The sequence below is a fragment of the Corallococcus terminator genome, from assembly GCF_003611635.1.
GTDB classification, from domain to species: Bacteria; Myxococcota; Myxococcia; order Myxococcales; family Myxococcaceae; genus Corallococcus; species Corallococcus terminator.
In genome coordinates, this window is record NZ_RAVZ01000136.1 from 1 (window position 1) to 24,109 (window position 24,109).

At 68.3% G+C, this 24,109-nt stretch carries 16 protein-coding genes; 8 read left to right on the forward strand and 8 right to left on the reverse strand.

What is annotated here, in order from left to right:
• The first annotated feature begins 43 nt into the window (after window positions 1-43).
• Window positions 44-649 (forward strand): TetR/AcrR family transcriptional regulator, encoded by a 606-nt coding sequence (locus tag D7V88_RS20105; protein WP_120542268.1) that lies wholly within the window; start codon window positions 44-46, stop codon window positions 647-649.
• A gap of 93 nt (window positions 650-742) precedes the next feature.
• Window positions 743-1,288, forward strand: coding sequence for a hypothetical protein (locus D7V88_RS20110; RefSeq protein WP_120542269.1), 546 nt, complete (start codon window positions 743-745; stop codon window positions 1,286-1,288).
• Between the two features lie 66 nt (window positions 1,289-1,354).
• Here D7V88_RS20110 and rsgA read toward each other — a convergent pair whose 3' ends face one another.
• A complete protein-coding gene (rsgA, locus tag D7V88_RS20115; protein ID WP_120542270.1) occupies window positions 1,355-2,449 on the reverse strand; it encodes a ribosome small subunit-dependent GTPase A in 1,095 nt (364 codons plus the stop codon).
• A gap of 359 nt (window positions 2,450-2,808) precedes the next feature.
• Here rsgA and D7V88_RS20120 point away from each other — a divergent pair, with 359 nt between their 5' ends.
• A complete protein-coding gene (locus tag D7V88_RS20120; protein ID WP_120542271.1) occupies window positions 2,809-3,546 on the forward strand; it encodes a MerR family transcriptional regulator in 738 nt (245 codons plus the stop codon).
• Between the two features lie 72 nt (window positions 3,547-3,618).
• On the opposite strand, the gene D7V88_RS43085 is transcribed toward D7V88_RS20120, so the two are convergent.
• Both D7V88_RS43085 and D7V88_RS20135 read right to left on the reverse strand, forming a co-directional pair.
• Complete coding sequence (locus D7V88_RS43085) at window positions 3,619-4,359, reverse strand: hypothetical protein (protein ID WP_158625114.1); 741 nt, start codon at window positions 4,357-4,359, stop codon at window positions 3,619-3,621.
• Window positions 4,360-4,522: 163 nt separating this feature from the next.
• Entirely contained in the window at window positions 4,523-5,254 is a 732-nt protein-coding gene (locus tag D7V88_RS20135; protein WP_158625115.1) for a transglycosylase domain-containing protein, read from the reverse strand.
• A 174-nt stretch (window positions 5,255-5,428) separates the two neighbouring features.
• Between D7V88_RS20135 and D7V88_RS20140 the strand changes: the two genes are divergently transcribed.
• From D7V88_RS20140 to D7V88_RS20155, 4 genes are all read left to right on the forward strand, one after another.
• Window positions 5,429-6,322: a hypothetical protein gene (locus D7V88_RS20140; RefSeq protein ID WP_120542274.1), complete on the forward strand. Its 894-nt coding sequence runs from the start codon at window positions 5,429-5,431 to the stop codon at window positions 6,320-6,322.
• A 202-nt stretch (window positions 6,323-6,524) separates the two neighbouring features.
• Complete coding sequence (locus D7V88_RS20145) at window positions 6,525-13,949, forward strand: HAMP domain-containing protein (RefSeq protein WP_120542275.1); 7,425 nt, start codon at window positions 6,525-6,527, stop codon at window positions 13,947-13,949.
• A 118-nt stretch (window positions 13,950-14,067) separates the two neighbouring features.
• Window positions 14,068-16,041, forward strand: a complete 1,974-nt coding sequence (locus D7V88_RS20150; RefSeq protein ID WP_120542276.1) for a hybrid sensor histidine kinase/response regulator — start codon at window positions 14,068-14,070, stop codon at window positions 16,039-16,041.
• Window positions 16,042-16,173: 132 nt separating this feature from the next.
• Window positions 16,174-18,108 (forward strand): sulfatase-like hydrolase/transferase, encoded by a 1,935-nt coding sequence (locus D7V88_RS20155; RefSeq protein WP_120542277.1) that lies wholly within the window; start codon window positions 16,174-16,176, stop codon window positions 18,106-18,108.
• Window positions 18,109-18,128: 20 nt separating this feature from the next.
• On the opposite strand, the gene D7V88_RS20160 is transcribed toward D7V88_RS20155, so the two are convergent.
• Window positions 18,129-19,043: a type VI immunity family protein gene (locus D7V88_RS20160; RefSeq protein WP_244238269.1), complete on the reverse strand. Its 915-nt coding sequence runs from the start codon at window positions 19,041-19,043 to the stop codon at window positions 18,129-18,131.
• Window positions 19,040-19,840, reverse strand: coding sequence for a hypothetical protein (locus D7V88_RS20165; protein ID WP_120542278.1), 801 nt, complete (start codon window positions 19,838-19,840; stop codon window positions 19,040-19,042). Before D7V88_RS20165 ends, D7V88_RS20160 begins: the two co-directional genes overlap by 4 nt.
• Before the next feature lie 124 nt (window positions 19,841-19,964).
• Here D7V88_RS20165 and D7V88_RS20170 point away from each other — a divergent pair, with 124 nt between their 5' ends.
• Window positions 19,965-21,611 carry a DUF4394 domain-containing protein gene (locus tag D7V88_RS20170; protein ID WP_120542279.1) on the forward strand — a complete coding sequence of 549 codons (1,647 nt, stop codon included), beginning with the start codon at window positions 19,965-19,967 and terminating at the stop codon, window positions 21,609-21,611.
• 43 nt (window positions 21,612-21,654) lie between these two features.
• On the opposite strand, the gene D7V88_RS20175 is transcribed toward D7V88_RS20170, so the two are convergent.
• The 3 genes from D7V88_RS20175 to yedA form a co-directional block, all read right to left on the reverse strand.
• Complete coding sequence (locus tag D7V88_RS20175) at window positions 21,655-22,569, reverse strand: DUF3396 domain-containing protein (protein WP_120542280.1); 915 nt, start codon at window positions 22,567-22,569, stop codon at window positions 21,655-21,657.
• Window positions 22,566-23,357 (reverse strand): hypothetical protein, encoded by a 792-nt coding sequence (locus tag D7V88_RS20180; RefSeq protein WP_244238270.1) that lies wholly within the window; start codon window positions 23,355-23,357, stop codon window positions 22,566-22,568. Before D7V88_RS20180 ends, D7V88_RS20175 begins: the two co-directional genes overlap by 4 nt.
• 82 nt (window positions 23,358-23,439) lie before the next feature.
• Window positions 23,440-24,109, reverse strand: a 670-nt coding sequence (gene yedA, locus D7V88_RS20185; RefSeq protein ID WP_120542281.1) for a drug/metabolite exporter YedA, incomplete at its 5' end; no start/stop codon positions are given.

The following is a 24,109-nucleotide window of genomic DNA, read 5'->3' on the forward strand; positions in this document are numbered from 1 at the left end:
AGATGAGTATAAGAGACAGGTCAATAACTTCTAATTTATCTCCATGGCCCGGCCACGAACGTTCGACGAAGCCCAGGTGCTGCGCGCGGTGCGCGACCAGTTCTGGAACAAGGGTTACGCGGCGACCTCCATGGATGACCTGATGCGGGCCACGGGGCTGGGCAAGGGCAGCCTCTACGGGGCCTTTGGCGACAAGCATCAGCTCTTCCTGCGCATCTTCGACAGCTACTGCACGAACTCCATGGAGTCGATGCGGCAGGCGTTGGAGGGCCCGGACGCCGGAGCCCTGGAGCGCTTGCGGCATTACCTGCTGGGGGCGGCCACGGCGTCCGCGGGCCCCAGCCGCCGGGGGTGTCTGCTGGCGAGAGGCACCGCGGAGCTGGCGTCGGAGGGCGCGACGGACGTGACGGACCGGGCGCTCCAGGCCTTCCAGGGCATCGAGGCGCAATTCACGGACTGTCTCGCGAAGGCGCAGCGCCACGGCGACGTGGCCGCCAGCGCGGACCCCCGGAAGCTGGCGGCGATGCTGCTCGCGGTGTTCCGGGGCCTGGAGGCCCTGGGCAAGGCCGGCATGGACGAAGCGTGCCTGCGCGGCATGGTGGAGACCGCGTTCGACGGGCTGCCCGTCAGCGCCCGGCGGCGTCGGTAGGTTGCACCGTCCCCCTCTTCCCGCGACGTGCCGCTTCGGGCTAGGCACGGGCCCAGGCCAGAAGCACGGTCACTCACCGGGATGGGGCAACGCATGCGGAAGGCACACGCGGTCGCGCTGTCGATGGCGGCGCTGATGTTGGGGCAGACGGGCTGCTATCGGACCCACATCACCACGAACCTGCGACCCGAACAGGGACCGCACCATGAGGACCGGCAATGGTTCACGGCGGCGGGACTGGTGCCTCTGTCCAAGCCGCCCGGCAGCGAGTGCCAGAACGGCGTGGCCTGGGCGCAGAGCCGGGTGACCCCCCTGGACTTCTTCATCCAGGCGGGCCTCGTGGCCGCGGGCGCCCTGATTGGCGGGGCGGTGTGCTCCGGAAGCAACGTGTCGGACGACGAGGCCAGCAGTTGCGTGGGGTATGGCGTGATGCTGCCCCTGCTGCTCGTGGGCACGCGCACGGTGGCCTATGCCTGTGCCGCGGGAGACCCGAGCGGGCTTCCGACCCCGGGCATGCCGCTGGAGGCTCCGGGCCGCACGCCCGACGATTCAGACATTCCGGTGCAGGTGCCTTCCACCCCGACCCCGCCGCCGCTTCCGCCGTCCGGTTCGGTGCCGGAGACGAACCCCGGGCTCTGAAGCCACCCGTCGGAGAAACGGCGCGGAAAGCAGGTGGCTCCGCGCCGTGCCCCAAGGTGTTTCTGTCTATTCGCCGCGCCGCTTCGCGCGGCCTCGCTGCGAGCCCTCCAGCGTCTGTTTGCGCTGGGCGCGCTTGTGTTCTTTCTGCGCGGCGGCGTCCACCTGGCGGGCGTTGAAGGACTGTTCGCGCAGGAGCTTCTCGAAGTTGGCACGCCGCTCCTCGGGGAGCGTGCCGGCCTGCACCGCCGCCGTCACCGCGCACCCCGGTTCGTTCCGGTGTCCGCAGTCGTTGAAGCGGCAGCCCTCGGCCAGCGTGAAGACGTCCGCGAAGGCCTGGGCCAGGGACACCTTCTCGTCCTCGCCCCACAGCCCCAACTCGCGCATGCCGGGCCCGTCGATGACGAGCCCGCCGTGGTCCAGCACGAACAGCTCGCGGTGCGTGGTGGTGTGCCGGCCCTTGTCGTCCTCCGCCCGCACGGGCTGGGTGACGAGGCGCGCGGCGTCCAGCAGGCGGTTGGCGAGCGTGGACTTGCCCACGCCCGACGAGCCCAGCAGCACGCCCGTCTTCGCGGCCGGAATCCGGGAGCGCACCTCCTCGATGCCCAGGCCCTCCTTCGCGCTCACCGCGAGCACGTCCACGCCGGGGGCCAGGGCCTGCACCTCCAGCACGCGCGCGGCGGCATCCGCCGCGAGGTCCGCCTTGCTCAGGAGGACGACGGGCGTGGCGCCGCTGTTCCAGGCCAGGGTGAGGGCCCGTTCGATGCGGCGCGGGTTGAAGTTGCCATCCAGGCCCACCACCAGGAACACCACGTCCACGTTGGCGGCGATGAGCTGTCCGTCGTGTTCGCTGCCCGCCTCGCGTCGCTTGAGGACGCTGCGGCGGGGCAGCACGGCCTGCATCAGCGCCTCGCCGTCACCGGACGACGGCGGTTGCAGGAGCACCCAGTCGCCAATGGTGGGCAGCGCTTCGGCGGACTCGGCCTGGTGGAGGAGCCGTCCGGCGGCCCGGGCGAGCAGCGCCCGGCTGGAGGTCTGGACGGTGAGCAGGCCCCGGTGCTGGCGCACGACGCGGCCGGGGACGAGGGAGACGGCGGAAGTGGACTGCGAAGCGGACAGCGCGAGGTCGAAATCGGGACCCCAGCCGAGGGATTCAAGTGACACGAAGGAAACTCCGGGCAGTGCGGTGCCTGGGCATTCCGGACGGCTCCGGGACGCTTGGCGGACAGGGGGCTCGCGCTGCGGCGGGAGGTGCTTCGAACCGGCTCAGTTGGCGAGCGCCCGCGAGAGGAGGGCAGGGACCGCGACGGCGACAAGTGGCAGGTTCATCTGGGAAGCCTCCTGGTGGTGCGCGGGAGCCGGCGTCCATCGCCGGACCGGGCTGGACCCTATCAACACCGGTCGGCCGTTGGCGACCCCCTCCCCCAGGTCCTGCGTCTTCCCCCTTGCACCTCACGCGACGTGAGGTTGTACCCATCACATCCAGTCACGAAAGCGGCACGGTGACTGGAAAGGGGTGAGGCATGCAGCACACGGAACTGAAGGTCGGCGAGCTGGCCCGGCGCACGGGGCTGTCCATCCGCGCGCTGCACCACTACGACGAAATCGGCTTGCTCAAGCCCTCGGCGCACACGGCGTCGGGGCACCGTCTCTACACGGCGGCGGACATCGCCCGCCTGAGTCACATCCTGTCGCTCAAGCAGCTCGGGTTCTCGTTGGAGGAGATCGCCGGGACGCTGGGCCGGGCGGACTTCTCCGCCCTGCGCGTGGTGGAGCTGCGGCTCCAACGGGCACGCGAGCAGTTGGCGGAGCAACGTCAACTCTGCGAGCGCCTGGATGCCATCGCACGGCAGTTGCGCGCGGCGGAGCCCGTCTCCGCCGACGACTTCCTCCACACCATCGAGGCCATGGCCATGTTCGAAAAGCACTACACCCCGGAGCAGTTGAAGGAATTGGAGGCCCGTCGCCAGGCGATGGGCGAAGACGCCATCAAGGAGGTGGAGGCCGAGTGGCCCCGTCTCATCGCCCGCATGCAGGAGGAGATGGCCAGGGGCACCGACCCCGCCACCGAACCGGTGCGGGCGCTGGCCACGCGCTGGCGTGAGCTCGTCCGCGCCTTCACGGGCGGCAACCCCGGCATCGAGAAGTCGCTCGACACGCTGCACCAGCAGGAGCCCCAGGTGGCGCAGCGCCAGGGCCGCGACCCCAGGCTGATGGAGTACGTGGGCCGGGCGATGGCGGCGCTGGATGCGCCGAAGTAAAGACAGACACGACGGCGGCCGTCAGCGAAGTGCTGGCGGCCGCGCGTGTCATGCAATGCTTGAGAGGGCAGGCTAGTTGCCGCCGAGCGTGCCATTGGAGCCGCCAGTGCCGGTGCCGCCCACGCCGCCCATGGTGCCGCCCGAGCCGCTGGTGCCGGAGCCGCCGACGCCGCCGGTCGTGCCGCTGGTGCCGGTGCCGCCCGTGCCGGTGCCACCCGGCGAGATGACGGTGCTGCCGCTGCCCTCGGTGCCGGGCGCGGTGGAGCCCGTGGTGCCGGTGCCCGTACCTCCCGTGGTGCCGGTGCTGTTCGTCCCACTGCCGCCGTAGGTGCCGGTGCTGGTGCCCGTGCCGCCGTAGGTGCCCGTGCTCGTCCCGGTCGAAGGCGACGTGTACGAGCCCGTGCCGGTGGAGGGCGCGGTGCTGCCCGTGCCGTAGGTGTCCGCGCTGGAGCCGGTGCCCGTGGGCGAGCCCGTGCCGATGCCGCTGGTCCCGGTGCCGCCCGCGCCAGAAGTGCCTCCCCCCGTGGTGCCGGTGCCGGTGGTGCCCGGAATCGGGTTCACGCCGGTCCCCGAACCGCCGGTGCCGGTCGCGGTGTTACCCGTCTGCACGCCCGTGGAGTTGTTGGTGCCCGGCGTGTACGTGCCGGTGGAGCCCGCCGTGCCCGTCTGGCCCGTGGTGGTCATCTCCGGTGAGGTGCCGGAAGAGCCGGGGGTCGTCCCGGGGCTCGACCCGTCGCCTACCTGCTGGGCGAGCGCGCTGGTGGAGAGCAAGAAGCTGAAAGCCAAAGCCGCGGTGGTGATGGAGCGTCGCATGTCTGGAATCCTTTCCCCGTCCCTTGAGGGATAAAGGTGTGTGCTTCACCCGACACCGCAACCCAGGGAGAGAAGACGGCACATGGCAGGTCGCCAGCCTGCACGACGCCCGTGAGGCGAAGAGGGAGCACCCAGGGGGTTGCACACGCCTCTTCGGCGGCCTTCAGCGCGAGCAGGGATGCGCGTCGAAGTCCGCGAGGCTCAGGACAATGGGCTGACTCCGGGCCGCGGCTTCCTCGGCGTGTGTCACGGCGCCCGCTTCGCGCAATCGCTGGATCAGCCGATCCCTGCGCGGGCGGATCCGTTCGATGAAACACTCCGGATGTTCCCGCTGCGCCCCGCCCAGGCCCGCCATGGAGGTGAGCAGTGCGGCCTCCGCGAACGTGATGTCCGCGGTCTCCTTCGCCAGGTAGCGCCGCGCCCCCTCGGACACGCCGACGACGTCATGTCCCAGCGTCACGTGCCGCGCCTGGAAGGCCAGCAGCTCTTCGGCGCTCCAGTGGCGCGTCAGCCAGATACCCAGCGCCAGACGCTGGGACGACTTCAAGTGGAACGGCTGGCCCGTGGGTGATGGGTGGGCCGCCCAGGAACTCGCGACCGCGTTCGCCAGATTCCAGCCCGAAGGCGGGGGCGGCAGCGAGCCGAACACGAGGGGGCGTGAAACCTTTGCCACGGCGGTCCAGGCCCACACCGGCTCCACCGTCAGGGTGTCTCCGGGTTCGAACAGGCTCCACCACGTCCGGGCGAAATTCGCGGGGAGCCTGTCGGTGGCTTCCGGCGGTGTGGGCAGTCCTGGCAGGCGGTGGAGTTCAAGCCGGTAGAACCCCTCCATCGCGGCCAGGAGCCCCACGCCCACGAGGCCCAGGCCCCACAGCCCGAGGCCCAGCAGCCGCATCCGTTGCCGCCAACGCGCGCGCAAGTGCATGCCGGGCCCCGGTTGCAGGACACAGGCCAGGGCCCCTGCCACGCGTCCGGTGTCCAGCAGGCGGGCTTCCGCGACATGGGCGTCCTTCCTCGTCGAGTCTTCACGCCGGTTCTGTGCTGTCCTCCGGTCCGGAAGGGAGCGTGCGTGGGCGGACGGGAAGGGCATGGGGTGGTGGGCCGCAAGGGCGCACGGCTGCCACGCAGCGCGAGCGTCCTCGCCTGGCCGCTCACGCTCGTCGTCGCCGCGGGCCTGGGGCTGTTGCTCTACGTCGCCACCACCAGCCTGCCGTACCTCATCGCCTCTCCCGCCGGTGACGCGCACCTGGGCGCGCTCAATGACTGTCTGTCACGGCAGCTCGCCGGGGCCACGCGCCTGGGCTGGGCCGTGGCGCCCGATGCTTCACGCGCGGCGGTGTTCGGTCCCCGCGTCGTCGCCGTCTGTGGCGAGAAGGGCAAACACTCGCGGCTGGAGTTTCCCGGCGCCACCGCGCTCGCCTTCGACGGAGAGCGGACGCTGTGGGTCGCCGCCGGAGGCCATCTGCTGCGCGAGCGCGACGGGCTGCTCCAGCAGGTGGGGGACATCACTCCGCCGGAGGAGCTCGTCGGCCACGCGGGTGGGGTGATCGCGCTGGATGCCGCCGGACAGCTCGTCTCCGTGGCCCCGGATGGCAAGGTGCTGGGGCAGGCGCAGGTGCCAGGAACCGGAGGCCGGCTCTCCGTGGGGCCCGGTGGCGTGCTGGCGGCGGTGGAGTGGGGCGGAGGGGTCCTCGTCTATGAGGCCCGCACGCTCGCGCTCGTGCGCGCGGAGGCCCCGTGCGCGGTGGAGTTCCTCTGGTGGCTGGACACCCCGGATCAGATCCTGCTGCGCTGTGGGGCGACCGAGGAAGCGCCACCCCCCGCCGCGCTCCGCTTCGATGTCCGCTCCGGAGCCCGCCAGGAGGTGCCCGACCGCACCCGCGCGCCTGCCCGGCGACTCCCGGGGCGAGCACTGTACGTCCAGGGGTGTGACGGCTTCCCCTGCACCGCCACGCCTCCCTGAAGCTGTTATGGGAAGGCTCCCGTCCGGGGCTTCCGGGGATGCAGTGACCTGGGGTCATTCTGACGTTCAGTGCCCGACAAAAGGGTGCTGGTGACCCAGGCTTTGCATTCGACAAGCCCGCGAACTCCCTGGAGATTCATGGGTTCGCAGGTCGTTTTTACAGCTCCCGCCGCAACGCTTCAGCCGATCAGGGGTTTCATTCGTGGACGACACCAAGGTTTCCAGCTCCTCCGCTCCCCGCAAGCGCCCCAACGGGCGCAAGACGCAGGCAGCCGCCGCGGCCCAGGAGGGCACGTCCCCCGGGGCCCGGTCGCCTGCCAACGTCGCGGCCAACCGGCTGAGCACCGCGAGCGCCTCCCAATCCGCCGAGCCCGCCACCTCCCGGCGGGCCCCTGCCCGGGGACGCAACGGCAACAGCCGGAACGCCCCCGAGGACACCACGCGCGCGGGCGGGCCTCCGCCGCTCCAACGACTGCTGGCGGCGCTGCGGGCCGTGCAGGGCGGTGACTTCTCCGTGCGGCTGCCTTCGGGCGCGCAGGACGTGGTGATGGATGAGATCGCCCGCGCGTTCAACGCGGTGGTGACGCTCAACTCCACGCTCACCCACGAGATCGTCCGGGTGGAGCGCGTCGTCGGCCGCGAGGGCCGCATGGGCGAGCGCGTGACGCTGGGCGATGTGCGCGGCGACTGGGCCACCAGCGTGCAGTCCATCAACGCGCTCATCGGCGACCTGGTGCAGCCCACCACGGAAGTCGCCCGCGTGCTGGTGGCGGTGGCCGAAGGCGACCTCACCCAGAAGATGGCGCTGGAGATCGACGGCCAGCCGGTGAAGGGCGAGTTCCTGCGCATCGGCACCACCGTGAACGCGATGGTGGATCAGCTCAACAGCTTCGCCGCCGAAGTGACGCGCGTCGCGAAGGAAGTCGGCACGGAAGGCAAGCTGGGCGGTCAGGCCGCCGTGTCGGGCGTGTCCGGCGTGTGGAAGGACCTCACGGACAACGTGAACGTCCTCGCCGGCAACCTCACCGCGCAGGTGCGAAACATCGCGGAGGTGACGACGGCCGTCGCGCGCGGAGACCTGTCGCGCAAGATCACCGTGGATGTGAAGGGCGAGGTGCTGGAGCTCAAGAGCACCATCAACACGATGGTGGATCAGCTCAACAGCTTCGCCTCCGAAGTGACCCGCGTCGCGCGCGAGGTCGGCACCGAAGGCAAGCTGGGCGGACAGGCCGCCGTGTCGGGCGTGTCCGGTACGTGGAAGGACCTCACGGACAACGTGAACTTCATGGCGTCCAACCTCACGACGCAGGTGCGCGGCATCGTGAAGGTCGTGACGTCGGTGGCCAACGGCGACCTCACCCAGAAGCTGATGGTGCCGTCGCAGGGTGAAATCGCCGCGCTGGGCGCCACGCTCAACAACATGACGGACACGCTCAACGTGTTCGCGCAGCAGGTGACCAGCGTCGCGCGCACGGTGGGCGTGGAGGGCAAGCTGGGCGCCCAGGCCCAGGTGCCCGGCGCCGCGGGGACGTGGAAGGACCTCACGGACAACGTGAACCTGATGGCGTCCAACCTCACCAGCCAGGTGCGAAACATCGCGGAGGTCTCCACCGCCGTCGCCAATGGCGACCTGTCGCGGAAGATCACCGTGGACGTGAAGGGCGAGGTGCTGGAGCTCAAGAGCACGCTCAACACGATGGTGGACCAGCTCCGCGCGTTCGCCTCCGAAGTGACGCGCGTCGCGAAGGAAGTCGGTACGGACGGCAAGCTGGGCGGTCAGGCCGCGGTGCCCGGCGTCGCCGGCACGTGGAAGGACCTCACGGACAACGTGAACAGCATGGCCTCCAACCTCACCACGCAGGTGCGAAACATCGCGCTGGTGACGACGGCGGTGGCCACGGGTGACCTGTCCAAGAAGATCACCGTGGATGCGCGCGGAGAGATTCTGGAGCTGAAGAACACCATCAACACGATGGTGGACCAGCTCAACAGCTTCGCCTCCGAAGTGACCCGCGTCGCGCGCGAGGTCGGTACGCACGGCAAGCTGGGAGGTCAGGCCGACGTGAAGGGCGTGTCCGGCACGTGGAAGGACCTCACGGACAACGTGAACTTCATGGCGTCCAACCTCACCACCCAGGTGCGAGGCATCGCCAAGGTCGTGACGGCGGTCGCGAACGGCGACCTCACCCAGCGCCTGAAGATGGAGGCGAAGGGCGAGGTGGCGGAGCTCGCGGACACCATCAACGCGATGACCCAGACGCTCTCCATCTTCGCGCAGCAGGTGACGGACGTGGCGCGCACGGTGGGCGTGGAAGGCAAGCTGGGCGCCCAGGCCGTGGTGCCGGGCGTTGCCGGCACGTGGAAGGACCTCACCAACAACGTGAACCTGTTGGCGAACAACCTCACCGACCAAGTCCGTAACATCGCGGAGGTGACGACGGCCGTCGCGAAGGGCGACCTGTCGCGGAAGATCACCGTCGATGCGAAGGGCGAGGTGCTGGAGCTCAAGAGCACCATCAACACGATGGTGGACCAGCTCCGCGCGTTCGCCGCCGAAGTGACGCGTGTCGCGAAGGAAGTCGGCACGGACGGCAAGCTGGGCGGTCAGGCCGACGTGAAGGGCGTGTCCGGCGTGTGGAAGGACCTCACGGACAACGTGAACAGCATGGCCTTCAACCTCACCACCCAGGTGCGAGGCATCGTCAAGGTCGTGACGGCGGTGGCCGACGGCGACCTGTCCCAGAAGCTGGTGATGGAGGCGAAGGGTGAAATCGCGGCGCTCGCGGACACCATCAACGCGATGACGCAGACGCTGTCCGTCTTCGCGCAGCAGGTGACGGACGTGGCGCGCACGGTGGGCGTGGAAGGCAAGCTGGGCGCCCAGGCGGAGGTGCCGGGTGTCGCCGGCACGTGGAAGGACCTCACCAACAACGTGAACCTGCTGGCCAACAACCTCACGGCCCAGGTGCGAAACATCGCGGAGGTGACGACGGCCGTCGCCAACGGCGACCTGTCGAAGAAGATCACCGTCGATGCGAAGGGCGAGGTGCTGGAGCTCAAGAGCACCATCAACACGATGGTGGACCAGCTCCGCGCGTTCGCCGCCGAAGTGACGCGCGTCGCGAAGGAAGTCGGTACGGAAGGCAAGCTGGGCGGTCAGGCCGACGTGAAGGGCGTGTCCGGCGTGTGGAAGGACCTCACGGACAACGTGAACGTCCTCGCCGGCAACCTGACGGACCAGGTGCGAAACATCGCCAAGGTGACGACGGCGGTCGCGAACGGCGACCTGTCGCAGAAGATCACCGTGAGCGTGAAGGGCGAGGTGCTGGAGCTGAAGAACACCATCAACACGATGGTGGACCAGCTCCGCGCGTTCGCCTCCGAAGTGACGCGCGTCGGCAAGGAAGTCGGTACGGAAGGCAAGTTGGGTGGTCAGGCCGCGGTGCCCGGTGTCGCGGGCGTGTGGAAGGACCTCACGGACAACGTGAACGTCCTCGCCGCGAACCTCACCGACCAGGTGCGCAACATCGCCAAGGTGACGACGGCGGTGGCCTACGGCGACCTGTCACAGAAGATCTCCGTCGAGGCGAAGGGTGAAATCCTGGAGCTGAAGAGCACCATCAACACGATGGTGGACCAGCTCCGAGCGTTCGCTTCCGAAGTGACCCGCGTCGCGAAGGAAGTGGGTACGGACGGCAAGCTGGGCGGTCAGGCCGCGGTGCCGGGAGTCGCCGGTACGTGGAAGGACCTCACGGACAACGTGAACAGCATGGCCTCCAACCTCACCAGCCAGGTGCGAAACATCGCGCTGGTGACGACGGCGGTCGCGAACGGTGACCTCTCCAAGAAGATCACCGTCGATGCGAAGGGCGAGATCCTGGAGCTGAAGAACACCATCAACACGATGGTGGACCAGCTCAACAGCTTCGCCTCCGAAGTGACCCGCGTCGCTCGCGAGGTGGGCGCCGAAGGCAAGCTGGGCGGTCAGGCGGAAGTGAAGGGCGTGTCCGGCACGTGGAAGGACCTCACGGACAACGTGAACTTCATGGCCCGCAACCTGACGACGCAGGTGCGCGGCATCGTGAAGGTCGTGACGGCGGTCGCCAACGGCGACCTCAAGCAGAAGCTGGTGGTGGACGCGAAGGGCGAAGTGGCCGCGCTCGCGGAGACCATCAACAACATGACCGACACGCTGGGCATCTTCGCGGAGCAGGTGTCCTCCGTGGCCCGCGAGGTGGGCGTGGAAGGAAAGCTGGGCGGCCAGGCCCGCGTGCCCGGTGTCGCAGGCACGTGGAAGGACCTCACGGACAACGTGAACTTCATGGCCTCCAACCTCACCACGCAGGTGCGCGGCATCGTGCGCGTGGTGACGGCGGTCGCGAACGGCGACCTGACGCAGAAGCTCATCGTGGACGCGAAGGGCGAGGTGGCGGCGCTCGCGGACACCATCAACAACATGACCGACACGCTGGGCACCTTCGCGGAGCAGGTCTCCACGGTGGCCCGCGAGGTGGGTATCGAGGGAAAGCTGGGCGGCCAGGCCCGCGTGCCCGGTGCGCGCGGCACGTGGCGACAGTTGACCGACAACGTGAACCAGTTGGCCGGCACGCTGACCAGCCAACTGCGCGCCATCTCCGACGTCGCCACCGCCGTGACGAAGGGCGATCTGACCCGCAGCATCACGGTCGTCGCCGAGGGCGAGGTCGCGGCGCTGAAGGACAACATCAACCAGATGATCGTCAACCTGCGTGAGACCACGCAGAAGAACCAGGAACAGGACTGGCTCAAGACGAACCTGGCGAAGTTCAGCGGCATGATGCAGGGCCAGAAGTCCCTGGATGCCGTCAGCCGCCTCATCATGAGCGAGCTGACCCCGCTGGTGTCCGCGCACCACGGCGCCTTCTTCCTCTCCGATGCCGAGGGCGGCGTGCCGGCCCTCAAGCTCACCAGCACCTACGCGTACCGGGAGCGCAAGCACCTGGCGAACCGCTTCCGGCTGGGCGAGGGACTCGTCGGCCAGTGCGCGCTGGAGAAGAAGACCATCCTCCTGACGCGCGTGCCGTCGGACTACATCACCATCGCGTCGGGCCTGGGTGAGGCCGCGCCGCTCAACATCATCGTCCTGCCCGTGCTCTTCGAGGGCGAGGTGAAGGCCGTCATCGAGCTGGCGTCCTTCCACCCGTTCAGCGCCATCCACCAGATCTTCCTCGATCAACTGACGGAGACCATTGGCGTCGTGCTGAACATGATCATGGCGAACATGCGCACGGAGACCCTTCTCTCCGAGTCGCAGCGCCTGACGCAGGAACTCCAGAGCCAGTCGCGCGAGCTCACCCAGCAGCAGGACGAACTCAAGCGCACCAACATCGAGCTGGAGGACAAGGCGAAGGAGCTGGCGGACCAGAACACCCGCGTGGAGGAGAAGAACCGCGAGGTGGAGCTGGCGCGCGTCAGCCTGGAGGAGAAGGCGGAGCAGCTCACCATCATCTCCAAGTACAAGAGCGAGTTCCTGGCCAACATGAGCCACGAATTGCGCACGCCGCTCAACTCGCTGCTCATCCTCGCGAAGCTGCTGTCGGACAACAAGGACGGCAACCTGTCCAACAAGCAGGTGGAGTACGCCAACACCATCTACGCGTCCGGCGGGGACCTGCTCAGCCTCATCAACGAGATCCTCGACCTGTCCAAGGTGGAGGCGGGCAAGATGCAGGTGGAGCCCCGGGACATCGTCCTCACGGAGCTCAACCAGTTCATCGAACGCAGCTTCCGCCCGGTGGCGGACCAGAAGGGCCTCTCCTTCCACGTGGAGGTGCTGTCGGGCACGCCGCGCCACGTGCGCACGGACCCGCAGCGGTTGCAGCAGGTGCTCAAGAACCTGCTGTCCAACGCCTTCAAGTTCACCGACGAGGGCGGCGTGAAGCTCACGGTGCGCCTGGCGGAGAAGTCCATGCGCTTCGACCACGAGGCGCTGCGCCGTTCGCGCCACGTGCTCGCCTTCGCGGTGAAGGACAGTGGCATCGGCATCGCGAAGGACAAGCAGCGCATCATCTTCGAGGCGTTCCAGCAGGCGGACGGCTCCACCGCGCGCAAGTACGGCGGCACGGGCCTGGGCCTGTCCATCAGCCGGGAGATCGCGAAGCTGCTGGGCGGCGAAATCCGTCTGGAGAGCGAGCCCGGCAAGGGCAGCACGTTCACCCTCTACCTGCCGCCGGAGTACCAGGGCGCGGACGAGGACGGCACCGCGCAGACGTCCGACCCAGCGGTGCGCGCGCTGGGCTCCGCGACAGAGCCGCTCGTCGTCATCCCGGCCCCGCTCGCGCCGCTGCCGCCTCCGCAGCCGACCACGGCGGAGAAGGAAGGGCACGTGCTGGACGCCGCGCTGCCCCCGCAGGTGGAGAGCCCGCACGCCCCCGTCGTCGTGGAGGATGACCGCGAGCACATCCGCGAGGGCGACCGCACCCTGCTCATCATCGAGGACGACCTGAAGTTCGCCCGCATCATGGTGCAGATGGCGCGCGAGAAGGGCTTCAAGGCCCTGGTGGCCACGCGCGGCGACAGCGGCCTCGCGATGGCGCACGAGTACCAGCCGGACGCCATCACCCTGGACATCCAGTTGCCCGTGGTGGACGGCTGGAGCGTGTTGGACCGGCTCAAGCGCAACCCGCGCACGCGCCACATCCCCGTCCACATCATCAGCGTGATGGACAAGCACCTGGGCAACACGCAGGGCGCGTTCGGCTACCTCACCAAGCCCGTGAGCAAGGAGGGCCTGGAGCGCGTCTTCGGCCAGCTCTCCCGCTTCCTGGAGCGCCGCGAGCGACGGCTGCTGGTCATCGAGGACGACGACGTGCAGCGCAACAGCCTCACCCAGTTGCTCAGCGACGGCGGCGACGTGCAGGTCACCGCGGTGGCGACGGGCCAGGAGGCCCTCCAGAAGCTGGAGGAGAACGAGTACGACTGCCTCGTCATCGACCTGCTGCTGCCCGACATGGACGGCATCAAGCTGGTGGAGGAGGTCAAGACGCAGCAGCGCTTCCGCGACCTGCCCATCGTCGTCTACACCGGCCGCGAACTGACGCCGAAGGACGAGGCCCGCCTGCGCCGTTACACCGGCAGTGTCATCCTGAAGAGCGGCGCGAAGAGCCCCGACCAGCTTCTCAGCGACACGGCGTTGTTCCTGCACCGCCTGGACGAGAATCTTCCGGCGCGCGCGCGTGCGGCCCTGGCGCAGCGCAACGACCAGGACGCCCCGCTGTCCGGCAAGAAGGTGCTGCTGGTGGATGACGACATGCGCAACATCTTCGCGCTCACCAGCGTGCTGGAAAATCACAGCATGCAGGTGGTCTTCGCGGAGAACGGGCGGGCCGCCATCGAGATGCTGGGCCATCACCCGGACGTGGACGTCGTGTTGATGGACGTGATGATGCCGGAGATGGACGGCTACGAGACCATGCGTGCCATCCGCAAGGACCCCAAGTACGCCAGCCTCCCCATCATCGCCGTGACGGCCAAGGCGCTGAAGGACGACCGCGAGAAGTGCATGGCGGCCGGCGCGAGCGACTACCTGCCCAAGCCGGTGGACACCGACAAGCTCCTGGAACTGGTTCGTCTGTGGGTGAGTGCTTGAAACTCAACGGCGGCGATCCACTTCGGGGCCCCCTTTGCACTTCCGTCTGGAAGGGGGCGGCCCTAGCCTTGCTCGCTGTGTCCCGGGTCCTTGGCCCACGCGCTCCCCCGTCGCGCACATGAACTCCACAGAAACCACTCCGGAACGTCCCCAGGAAGCCGCGCACCCCCCGCGCGCGGCCATCCTGATGGTGGATGACCACCCGGCGAACCTGCTGGCCCTGGAGGCCATCCTGGAGCCGTTGGGCCAGGAGCTGGTGAAGGCCACCAGCGGCGAGGACGCCCTCAAGCAACTGCTCCAGCGCGACTTCGCGGTCATCCTGATGGACGTGCAGATGCCGGGCCTGGACGGGTTCCAGACGGCCGCGCTCATCAAGCAGCGCGAGCGCACGCGCACCATCCCCATCATCTTCCTCACCGCGCTCAGCCGCGACGCGGCCCACGTCTTCAAGGGCTACGCGCACGGCGCGGTGGACTACCTGCTCAAGCCCTTCGACCCGGAAATCCTCCGCTCGAAGGTCAGCGTCTTCGTGGACCTGTTCCTCAAGGAGCAGCAGCTCCAGCGGCAGGCGACGCTGTTGCGTCAGCGCGACCGGGAGATGCTGGAGCGCCAGGGCGCGCTGCGCTACCGGCGCCTCACGGAGTCGCTGCCGGAAATCATGTGGGCGGCGAGGGCGGACGGGTCGCTGACGTACGCCAACCGGGCCTGGCGTGACTACACCGGCCACCAGGAGGGCTATGAGCTGTCGCTCGCCACCTTCCTGCAGGACGTGCACCCGGCGGACCGCGAGCGGATGAGCGGCGTGTGGGGCGAAGCGCTGGAGCGCGTGCAGGGCAGCGCGAACGAGTTCCGCCTGCGGCGCAAGGACGGCGTCTACCGCTGGCACCTGGCGCGGGCGGTGCCGGAGCACGACGAGCACGGAGCGCTGGTGGGCTGGCTGGCCATCGCGACGGACATCGACGACAAGCGCCGCGCGGAGGAGACGCTGGGGCGCTTCAAGACGACGCTGGACGCGACGCTGGACTGCGTCCTGATGTTCTCCCCGGACACGCTCACGCTCGCGTACGCGAACGCGGGCGCGGCCAAGCAGTTGAACGCCGGCGTGGATGAGCTGGTGGGCCTGTCGGTGCTGGAGGTGGAGAGCGCCTTCGACGAGACGGGTTTCCGCAAGCTGCTGGCGCCGCTGATGTCCGGCACGCTGCCGTCGCAGACCTATTCCACCAACCACCGCCGCCGCGACGGTTCCGAGGTCCCGGTGGAGGTGGTGCTCCAGTACGTGGCGGAGGGCGAGGGCCCGGGCCGCTTCATCTCCGTGGCGCGCGACATCACCGAGCGTCAGCGCGCGGAGACGGCGCTGCGGTTGGCGAGCGAGGCGAAGGACGCGTTCCTCGCCGCCGCGAGCCACGAGCTGCGCACGCCGCTGGCCGCGGCGAAGGGGCACGCGCACCTGGCGCTGCTCAAGCTGGGAGGCCAGACGGAGGCCGGGCCCGGCAAGTCGTTGCAGATCATCAACCGGCAGATCGACCGCATGGCGAAGTTGGTGGAGGACCTGCTGGACATCAGTCGGTTGCAGGCGGGACGGCTGTCATTGGAGCTGGAGCCGTTTGATTTGTCGCAACTGGTGCTGGAGACGCGGGACCGGATGGCGGTGCTGTCGCAGACGCACGAGCTGAAGGTGGAGGTCCCCGAGCACCTGGAAGGCACGTGGGACCGGGGGCGGTTGGACCAGGTGCTGACGAACCTCTTGTCCAACGCCATCCGCTATTCGCCCGAGGGCGGGGTCGTGCTGGTGCGCGTGGTGGCGGAGGGTGACAGCGGCGTGCACCTGTCCGTGAAGGACCAGGGCGTGGGCATCCCCAGCGAGAAGCAGCGCCTCATCTTCGAGCGCTTCGGTCGCGCGCACGGCAGCAAGTACGGCGGGCTGGGGCTGGGGCTCACCATCAGCCAGGGCATCGTGGAGCAGCACGGCGGCCGCATCTGGGCGGAGTCGGTGGGCACCATTGGCCAGGGCTCCACCTTCAACGTCTGGCTGCCCCGCCGCACGGAGACCCAGTCGGCGACGCCGACGGACGTTTCGCGCACCCCGAGCTGAAGGGACGCGACGGCGCGCCCCGGTGGGACGCGGCTGCGTTCGAGGAGGACGCAGCCGGGGGCCCGGATGGGACGGGGCTCCTGGGGCGCGGGCGCGGCACGGCGCGTGCTCTGTTGGGGCTCAGGAGGCTTCATGGCCACGCGCCCCAACATCCTCGTCCTGACGGTTGATCAGCTCCAGTTCCCCCGGTTCGCCTACGGCCCTGACGGCGGCTTCCTGCCGGGCATCAAGGACATCCTGGGCTTCGTGAACGAAGAGGGGAAGGAGAACCCCTTCCGGAAGTTCTTCCCCGGCTTCGCGGCGCTCCAGAAGAACGCGGCGGTGTTCCGCAACCACACCATCGCGGCCTCGGCCTGCACGCCGAGCCGGTCGGTCATCTACACGGGGCAGTACGGCACGCGCACGGGCGTGACGCAGACGGACGGCCTGTTCAAGAGTGGCGACGCGGCGGCCTTCCCCTGGCTCGCGGCGGACGGGATTCCGACGCTGGGGCACTGGTTCCAGAAGGCCGGCTACCACACGCACTACTTCGGCAAGTGGCACGTGAGCAATCCGCCGGAGCATTCGCTGAAGCGGTACGGATTCGAGGACTGGGAGCTGTCGTACCCGGAGCCGCACGGGGCCTCCGTCAACAACCTGGGGGCCTTCCGCGACATCGGCTTCGCGGACCTCGCGTGTGACTTCCTGCGCCGGATGGCGTTGGGACAGCCCTACAACCGGGCGTTGGCGAACCAGTCCTATTCCGCGCCCCGGGCGGCGCCGCCGGATGGGGAGACGCAGCCGTGGCTCGCGGTCGCGTCGTTCACGAACCCCCACGACATCGCGACGTATCCCATCCTGCCGAGGCAGTTGGATCCGAACTCCACCAAGCTGCGGCCCCTGAATGTTCCGGCCGTGACGTCGTGGTCCACCACGCCCGTGGGAGGCACCTTCACGATGCCGCTGAATCCGCAGGAGTTCCCGCAGGAGAACGCGCATGTGCCGACGAACCTGCGCGACACCCTGGAGAACAAGCCGAGCTGCCAGCGGGACTACGCCTACAAGGTGGGCCTGGCGCTCGCGTCGAAGACGGGGCTGACGCTGCACCAGGCGAACGAGGCCATCGACCCGGTGCAGGTCACCCTCAACTCCGGCATTCCCTTCCAGCTCACGGCGGACCCGGAAGAGGCGGCGCTGCGCTTCCAGCAGTACTACGCGTGGTTGATCCACCTGGTGGATGGGCACATCGCGCGCGTGCTCCAGACGCTCGACGACACGGGCCTGCGGAAGAACACCCTGGTGGTGTTCCTCTCCGACCACGGCGAATACGGCGCGGCCCACGGCTACCTGATGGAGAAGTGGCACGCGTCCTACCAGGAGGCGCTGCACGTGCCGCTGGTGGTGCAGTTCTCGGAGGAGCAGCCGACGCGGCAGATTGAAGCGCTCACGAGCCATGCGGACATCGTGCCCACGCTGCTGGGACTGGCGGGCATTCCGAACGAGGAGGTCGCGGCGATTCGCACCGACCTGAGGCTGCACCGCCCGGTGCCGCCGTTCGTCGGCGCGGACCTGAGCCCGCTGGCGCGCGGCGAGTCCCACACCGTGTTGGAGTCCGACGGGACGCCGCGAGAGGGCGTGCTCTTCATCACCGACGATGAAATCACGGAGCCGCTGCCGCGCACCGGGGACCCGCACCAGGTGCACGACGCGGCCCTGTTCTCGGTGTACACGCGCGCGGTGGATGCGCTGCGCGACGGGAGCACGCGGGCGGGCCATGTGCCCGGGTTGAAGCCCGGCGCGGTGTGCCAGCCGAACCACGTCCGCTGCGTGCGCACGCCGCGCTGGAAGCTGGCGCGCACGTTCGACCCCTCCGGCGAGTACGCGGACCAGTGGGAACTCTACGACCTCCAGACCGACCCGCTGGAGATGGAGAACCTCGTCGTCTACGACGCTCCCTTCCCGACGCTGATTGAAGTGCTGCCGAAGGGGCTGCCCCGCGCGGAGGTGGAGGAGGCCGCGAGGGCGACGCACGCGCTGCTCGGGAAGTACGAGGAGGAGAAGTTGTCGCCCTGGCCGAAGGTGCTCTGAAAGTCCTGGGACCGGCGCCTCTAACGGCAGAGGCGCCGGAGCCAGGTGTATTCGTAGCGCGGGGGGAGGCCAGCGCGCTCCTCGTAGAGGAAGGGCTCCAGCTTGAGCGCCAGTGCCCGGTACTGCGGCGGGATGCCGCCCTGCTGGAGGTCGATGGCTTCGGGCCACTCGCTCAAGGAGATGAGCAGGCGTTGGCTGTCCAGAGGGAGGAGAACGACCTCGGGGAAGGGAAGGGCCTGCCTCATGCCCTCGATGCCGCCGAGCTGGCCGAGCAGGGGCTGGCCCAGGAAGGTGAGCCAGGAGGCGCTCCGGGCGTGGGTGCCGATGACCGCGCTCGTATTGCTCACGTGGTCAAGGTCGAGGCCCAGGTAGCGCTCACGGAGCGTGTCGAGAAGGTCCCAATCGCCCGCTCCCCAGTATCCGTGGGGTGCGACGATGGCGAAGCTGGCGTAGCCGAAGCTGAAGGGCAGCTCCCATGCCAGTTTGAAGGCCAGGGCGCGCAGGTGGTCGGGGCCATGCTCCAGCAGATACTCGGTAGGGAACGTGAAGGACACCGCAGTGGCGGGGTCTCCGCCGTAAAGCCCAACGGGCGCATCGAGTTTCTTGCCGTAATACTCGAACTGGTAGCCACCCGCTCCGCTAGGACTCTCCGACAACTCAACGCTCCAGGCGAGTCCCCAGATGCGTTCAAGCATCTTCTTGCGGATGACCTCCCAGCCTGTTTTGTCGAGGGAGTCCATGTCGCCCTCTTCCGAGACGTACCAGTTCAGTGTCTTGGGCGGGATGGCCTGAAGGAAGGTCTCCAACGCTCGCCAGATGGCGGGAGCTACCTCCTTGTGGTCGCGGTGGATGAAGAAAGACAGGACAACGCCATCACGCGCCGCGAGCGCGCCGCTCCTGGAACGAAGCTGGATATGGGGAAACGGGTCGCTCACGGAGGATTCACTCCTGTTCCTGGTGAAACGAGCAGTGCTTTCCCGCCCAATGCTTTCTCGTAGACGCTGCCTTGTTTCAGGCCAGCGTAGGGACTGTTCTCTCCATACTCGGTCCACTGCGGCGTATTTGTATCCGGGCAAGGGAACTTGAAGTCCAGGGTGAGCGCGGCCCTCAGCAGGTTGCGATCCGCGTGAAGGACGAGGTCCGGCTTGATGGTGCCCCGGAACTCCTCGCTGCAGCCCCGGGCGATGATGCTCGCCTCCTTCTCCGGGCTGATGGTCTCCACGACCCCGGCATTCAGGTAGAAGCGATAGCGTTGCTCGATGCTGTACGGCGTGGGCCAGAGTTCGTCCAGGACCTCCCGTGCGCACTCCAGGGCGAGCACGTGCTTCTGTTGCCCCAGCCGCATCGCACGGGTGATGGGTCTGCCGCATTCGTCCCAACCCACTCTCTCTCGACACTCGTCCCGTGTCGGGGGCCGCTTCTTGAAGAAGAGGGCGTTGCCCTGCTCGTCGGCATGGGCGGCGCATGCCGCGAGGCGCTCCTCAAGATCCCCCACGGCGTTGTGACTCTGCATCACGGCCATGACGGCCGGGACGTATCGGAGCAGCGTGGAGGCCGCGGCCCGGGTCGCGGCGGCCGAGGCGATTTGCTGGGCCAGGATGGCTGCGTGGTGTGCGTGCGCGGTGGTGTGAGTATCGAGGCGATAGTCCCCATGAATTGATCGTTGGGGACCACTGGCGCATGCCGCGAGCAGCGCACAGGCCAACCATGGCGGCGCGAGCTTCCTGCTCAAGGTACGGGACCCGGGTTCATTCGCGGACGGTACCGCGTGGCTTCAGGGCCGTGTGAATCCAGTTCCGACGTGGCCCTCGTAAGGGCTCACGAACGCCAACCCGGCATCCCAATCCAGGAACTTCATGCCTCTCGCCAGAAAGCATTCCAAGGTCCTCGCAGCGATCTCCGCCCTGCTCCTCTCCGCTTGTGGAGGCCATGACGATCCGAAGCCTCCGCCGGACCCGGATCCGGATCCGCCGCCTCCCCAGATGGTGGGTGATGTCGTGGCCCTGACCACGTCGGGCAAGATCGTGTCCTTCAACCGCGCGGCGCCCACCACCCTGGTGGGCTCCGTGGCGGTCACAGGGCTTCCTGCAGGCGAATCGCTGCTGGGCATCGACTACCGTCCCGCGGACTCGCAGCTCTATGGCCTCACCAGCGGCGGCAAGATCGTCACCCTCGCCCCGGAGACCGGGGTCGCCACCCTGAAGTCCACACTCGCCGCCATGTCCGGTGATGACAACCCGTTCACCGCCCTGGGCGGCACGGACTTCGCCGTGGACTTCAACCCGGTCGCCGACCGCCTGCGCGTGGTCAGCAACACCGGGCAGAACCTGCGCATCAACGTCGACACCGGGGCCACCATCACGGATGGCACCATCAACGGAGGCAACAGCGGCGCGCAGGTCTCCGGCGGGGCCTATACCAACTCCTTCGCGGAGACCGTCAGCACCCGGCTCTTCGTGCTGGATGCCGCGACTGACACCGTCTACCTCCAGGACCCTCCCAACAACGGAACACTCTCCAGCCCCGCAGCGCTGGGCGTGGATGCCTCGGCGGTGAATGGCTACGACATCGATGCGCGCACCAACATCGGCTACGCCGCACTGACGGTCGGCGGCACGACGCGGCTGTACCGCATTGCTCCGGAGAACCTGACGGCGGCCGCCACGGAACTCGCGGCCATCGGCGTGGACGAGCCCCTCAAGGGGCTGGCCCTGAAGCAGGCGACCGGGCCCGTGGTCGTGGGCCTCACCGTGGACAACCAGCTCGTCCGGTTCGCGGCCTCGGCGCCGAACACACTCCTGGCGACCGTGACGGTGTCGGGCGTGCCGGCGGGGGAGAAGCTGTTCGGCATCGATGTGCGGCCGGCCGACCGGCTGCTGTATGCCCTTTCCTCCGCGGGCAAGCTCTACACGGTGGATGCCCAGACGGGCGTGGCCACCGCGAAGTCCACCCTGACTGCGGACGCCGCTGACACCACGGAGCCTTTCACCGCGCTGGCGGGGACGCAGTTCGTCATCGACTTCAATCCGGTCGCGGACCGCCTGCGCGTGGTGAGCAACACCGGGCAGAACCTGCGCATCAACGTCGACACGGGGGCGACGACCACGGACGGTGCCATCAACCGCGCGCCCGTTGCTCCGGAAGTCTTCGGTGCGGCCTACACGAACAGTGTCGCGGGGGCCACGGCGACGACGCTGTTCGACCTGGAGCGCAACAGCAAGGTGTTGGCCCGGCAGGATCCTCCCAACAGCGGAACGCTGGTGGACGTGGGCCCGCTGGGGGTGACGTGGTTTGGCGCGGCGGGGTTCGACATTGGCGGCGGTGACAACGGATTGCCGCTGGTGGCGGGGTGCCCGACGGGCAGGGGCCCCAACTCCCTGTACCAGGTCAATCTGCTGACGGGCGCGGCCACGTTCTTCCCCCGGACCGCGACCACCGCGGAACAGGCGGCCATCGGTGGGCCCACCGGGCCGGAACTTCAGGACATCGCCATCATCTTCTGAGCGGAAACCCAAGGGCGGGCCTGGTGCTCCAGGCCCGCCTGTTTCACTGGCTGAGGCGCCGGAGCCAGTGATCAAGGTAGCTGGCAGGCCAGTCTGACCGCTTTTCGTAGAGGAAGGGCTCCAGCTTGAGCGCCAGCGCCCGGTACTGGGGCGGGATGCCTTCCCGTTCGATATCGATGGCCTCGGGCCATTCGCTCAAGGTGATGAGCAGGCGTTGGCTGTCGAGGGGGAGGAGAGCGACCTCAGGGAAGGGAAGGGCCTGTCTCAAGCCTTCGATGCCGCCGAGCTGGCCGAGCAGGGGGCGGCCCAGGAAGGTGAGCCAGGAGGCGCTCCGAGCATGGGTGCCGATGACAGACGCGGTGTGACGCAGGTCGTAGAGGTCCAAACCCAGGTAGCGGTCGCGGAGTGCGTGGAGGAGGTCCCAATCCGACGTGCTCGAGTACCCATAGGGTGCGACAACAGCGAGGCTTGCGTAACCGAAGCTGAAAGGAAGTTCCCACGCGAGCTTGAACGCCAGGGCGCGCAAGTGGTCCGGACCGTGGTCGTTCAGGTACTCGGTGGGAAAGGTGAAAGACACCGCGGTGGCGGGGTCTTTCCAAAAAGGGTCATCGATTCGGCGCCCGTAATACTCGAACTGGTAACCACCTGCGATGTCGCCTTCGCAAGCATCTTCGGACAACGCGACGCTACAGCCGGGTTTCCAAGGACGCTCAAGCATCCTCTTGCGGATGACCTCCCACCCTTTGTCATCGAGTGCGAGGGTGTCGCCATCGTCCGCGTCGTACCAGTTCAGCGACTTGGGTGGGACGGCACGAAGGTAGGTTTGTAAGGCGCGCCATACCGCTGAGAACACCTCTTCGTGGTTTCGGTGGATGAAGAAGGTGAGAACGACGCCATCACGGGCCAGGGGGAGGCCGCCGTTCGACCGCAGTCGGATGACCGGAAGGGGCTTGCTCATGGGGACACTACGATTTCTCGTGGCGAGATCATCATCGCTCGCCCACCCAAGGCCTCTTTGTAGACGCCCCCCTGATCCTTGCCCGCATGGGGGCTGCTGTCTCCATAGGGTGTCCATCGCGGCGGGTTGGTGTCAGGGCAGGGGAACTTGAAGTCCAGGGTGAGGGCTGCTTTCAGCAGGTTGCGATCCGTATGGAGGACGATGTCAGGCTTGATGCTTCCCCAGAGTTGCTCGGTGCAACCCTGGGCGATGATGCTCGCCTCCTTCTCGGGACTGATGGTCTCCACGAACCGGGCAGTGGGATAGAAGCGATAGCGCTGCTCGATGCTGAACGGCGCGGGCCACAACTCTTCCAGGACCTCCCGTGCGCACTCAAGGGCGAGCACGTGCTTCTGCTGTCCCAGTCGCATGGCCCGGGTGATGGGCCTGCCGCATTCGTCCTGGGCCAGTTCCTCAAGGCACTCCGCACGCGTCGGTGGGCGGTTGTTGAAGAAGCGGGCGTTACCCTGCTGGTCCGCATGAACCGCGCACGCCTTGAGACGCTCCTCCAGTTCCCCCACCGCGTTGTGGCTCTGCATCAAGGCGAGCATGATCGGTGCGTACTGCACCAGGATGGAGGCCCCGGCCCGAGTGGCGCCCTGGGCGGAAATCCCCTCCGCCAGCGCGGCGGCATGTCGGGCGTTCCCGACGGTGTGCGTGTCCAGGCGCAAGGCCCCATGTGCGGAACCACTGACACAGGCGGTGAGCAGGGCACACGCCACCCCCATGCACACGAACCACAGGGGCACAGGCCGTCTCTCGGAACCGGGGGCGGGAGGCACGGCGCGGACTCTACCCGGAGGCCACGCAACTGCCGGACCCAAAAGCCCGTCAGCGCTTGCCGCGAGCCAGCAGCATCACCGAGAAGAGAATGGCTGCCATTGCGCCCCACGTCAGCGGGCCCAGCGTCTCCCCCGCGAACACCACGCCCAGCAACACCGCCACCGCCGGATTCACATACGCATAGCTGGTGGCCAACGCCGGCCTCGCGTGTCGCAACAGATACGCATACGCGCTGAACGCCACCAGCGAACCAAACAACACCAGATACACGAATGAGACCACCGCGCGCAGCGGCGGCGTGCCCACCATCCGCTCCCCCAGCACCTCGCTCACGCCCAGCATCATCACGCCCGCGGTCAACATCTGCGTCGCGGGCGTCATCAGTCCCGAAGGCATCGGCAGCCGCCGGCTCCACACCGAACCGAACGCCCAGGTCAGCGGCGCCACCAGCAGCGCCACCACCGCCGCGCCGCCACCGCCCATGTCCCCGCCCAGGTTGAGCAGCGCCACACCCGCGAAGCCCAGCACCAACCCCGCCAGCTCCGCGCGCCCCGGCCGCTGCCCGAAGGCCGCGCCGAAGATGGCCGTCCACAACGGCATGCTGCCCACCACCAGCGCCGCCACGCCGGACGGCACCCCCAGGTTCTGCGCGAACACGATTCCGCCGTTGCCCATCACCAACAACAGGAAGCCCGTCGCCGCCCCCGCGCCCCACTGC

Excerpts from the sequence above, each read along its gene's own strand:
- D7V88_RS20150 (WP_120542276.1), top strand. The coding sequence starts at position 14,068 with ATGAACTCCACAGAAACCACTCCGGAACGTCCCCAGGAAGCCGCGCAC.
- D7V88_RS20170 (WP_120542279.1), top strand. The coding sequence starts at position 19,965 with ATGCCTCTCGCCAGAAAGCATTCCAAGGTCCTCGCAGCGATCTCCGCC.
- D7V88_RS20120 (WP_120542271.1), top strand. The coding sequence starts at position 2,809 with ATGCAGCACACGGAACTGAAGGTCGGCGAGCTGGCCCGGCGCACGGGG.
- D7V88_RS43085 (WP_158625114.1), bottom strand. The coding sequence starts at position 4,359 with ATGCGACGCTCCATCACCACCGCGGCTTTGGCTTTCAGCTTCTTGCTC.
- D7V88_RS20135 (WP_158625115.1), bottom strand. The coding sequence starts at position 5,254 with ATGCGGCTGCTGGGCCTCGGGCTGTGGGGCCTGGGCCTCGTGGGCGTG.
- D7V88_RS20110 (WP_120542269.1), top strand. The coding sequence starts at position 743 with ATGCGGAAGGCACACGCGGTCGCGCTGTCGATGGCGGCGCTGATGTTG.
- D7V88_RS20105 (WP_120542268.1), top strand. The coding sequence starts at position 44 with ATGGCCCGGCCACGAACGTTCGACGAAGCCCAGGTGCTGCGCGCGGTG.
- D7V88_RS20175 (WP_120542280.1), bottom strand. The coding sequence starts at position 22,569 with ATGAGCAAGCCCCTTCCGGTCATCCGACTGCGGTCGAACGGCGGCCTC.
- D7V88_RS20155 (WP_120542277.1), top strand. The coding sequence starts at position 16,174 with ATGGCCACGCGCCCCAACATCCTCGTCCTGACGGTTGATCAGCTCCAG.